Origin of the sequence: Dinoroseobacter sp. S124A, from assembly GCF_049801015.1 — a bacterium.
Classification (GTDB): domain Bacteria; phylum Pseudomonadota; class Alphaproteobacteria; order Rhodobacterales; family Rhodobacteraceae; genus Dinoroseobacter.
Map to the genome: position 1 here is coordinate 144,351 of NZ_JBNAGD010000010.1, position 1,753 is coordinate 146,103.

Below are 1,753 nucleotides of genomic sequence, written 5' to 3' on the forward strand. Positions count from 1 at the left end.
CACAGGTGGACTGGTAGAGAATACCAAGGCGCTTGAGAGAACGATGTTGAAGGAACTCGGCAAAATACCTCCGTAAGTTCGCGAGAAGGAGGCCCCGTTTGTAGGCAACTATAGGCGGGGGGCACAAACCAGGGGGTGGCGACTGTTTACTAAAAACACAGGGCTCTGCGAAGTCGCAAGACGACGTATAGGGTCTGACGCCTGCCCGGTGCTGGAAGGTTAAAAGGAGGAGTGCAAGCTCCGAATTGAAGCCCCAGTAAACGGCGGCCGTAACTATAACGGTCCTAAGGTAGCGAAATTCCTTGTCGGGTAAGTTCCGACCTGCACGAATGGCGTAACGACTTCCCCGCTGTCTCCAACATCGACTCAGCGAAATTGAATTGCCTGTCAAGATGCAGGCTTCCCGCGGTTAGACGGAAAGACCCCGTGCACCTTTACTACAGCTTCACACTGGCATCAGGCCATGCATGTGCAGGATAGGTGGTAGGCTTCGAAGCAGGAACGCCAGTTCTTGTGGAGCCTTCCTTGAGATACCACCCTTGCATTGCTTGATGTCTAACCGCGGTCCGTTATCCGGATCCGGGACCCTGTGTGGCGGGTAGTTTGACTGGGGCGGTCGCCTCCTAAAGCGTAACGGAGGCGCGCGAAGGTTGGCTCAGAGCGGTCGGAAATCGCTCGTTGAGTGCAATGGCAGAAGCCAGCCTGACTGCGAGACTGACAAGTCGAGCAGAGTCGAAAGACGGCCATAGTGATCCGGTGGTCCCGAGTGGAAGGGCCATCGCTCAACGGATAAAAGGTACGCCGGGGATAACAGGCTGATGGTGCCCAAGAGTCCATATCGACGGCACCGTTTGGCACCTCGATGTCGGCTCATCTCATCCTGGGGCTGGAGCAGGTCCCAAGGGTACGGCTGTTCGCCGTTTAAAGAGGTACGTGAGCTGGGTTTAGAACGTCGTGAGACAGTTCGGTCCCTATCTGCCGTGGGTGTAGGATACTTGAGAGGAGTTGCCCCTAGTACGAGAGGACCGGGGTGAACGATCCACTGGTGGACCAGTTGTCGTGCCAACGGCAGTGCTGGGTAGCTATGATCGGACAGGATAACCGCTGAAGGCATCTAAGCGGGAAGCCCCCCTCAAAACAAGGTATCCCTGAGGACCGTGGTAGACCACCACGTCGATAGGCCAGAGGTGTAAGCGCAGCAATGTGCTCAGCTGACTGGTACTAATGGTCCGATAGGCTTGATTTGATCCAGTAGACGGCAAATGCCCCTGCGGATAATCAAAGCATACATAACAGACGTATTTGGCTTGGACGCCGATGTGAAAAAGCGCACCACACCTGACAGTGTTCAATGTGGTACGCCCAGCAGATCAACGGTGTTGGAACGCGTTGTCGACTTTGTCGAAACGCTGCCTCCAACTAAAAGCCTTTGCTCTGCAAAGGCTTTTTCCTTGGTTTGGTGGTCATAGCGCGAGTGAAACACCCGATCCCATCCCGAACTCGGTCGTTAAGCACCGTAGCGCCGATGGTACTGCGTCTTAAGGCGTGGGAGAGTAGGTCACCGCCAAACCTAGAAAAAAGCCTAGAACTCTCAATACGATCTCAACAAAAAGCGCCAGGCAGAAAATGCCAACGCAACTGGCGCGGGATGGAGCAGCCCGGTAGCTCGTCAGGCTCATAACCTGAAGGTCGTAGGTTCAAATCCTACTCCCGCAACCAAAATCATAATATATCTCAGAACCTTAGCGCCCCA

1 tRNA gene and 2 rRNA genes (1 of these 3 running past the window's edge) are annotated in these 1,753 nt (G+C 54.6%); all 3 read left to right on the plus strand.

Annotation, left to right across the window (positions count from 1 at the left end):
* A 23S ribosomal RNA gene (locus tag ACP15I_RS20415) occupies nt 1–1,246 on the plus strand; it begins 1,583 nt to the left of the window's first position.
* A gap of 209 nt (nt 1,247–1,455) precedes the next feature.
* A 5S ribosomal RNA gene (gene rrf, locus ACP15I_RS20420) occupies nt 1,456–1,570 on the plus strand.
* A gap of 72 nt (nt 1,571–1,642) precedes the next feature.
* Nucleotides 1,643–1,719, plus strand: a tRNA-Met gene (locus ACP15I_RS20425).
* Nucleotides 1,720–1,753: the final 34 nt, after the last annotated feature.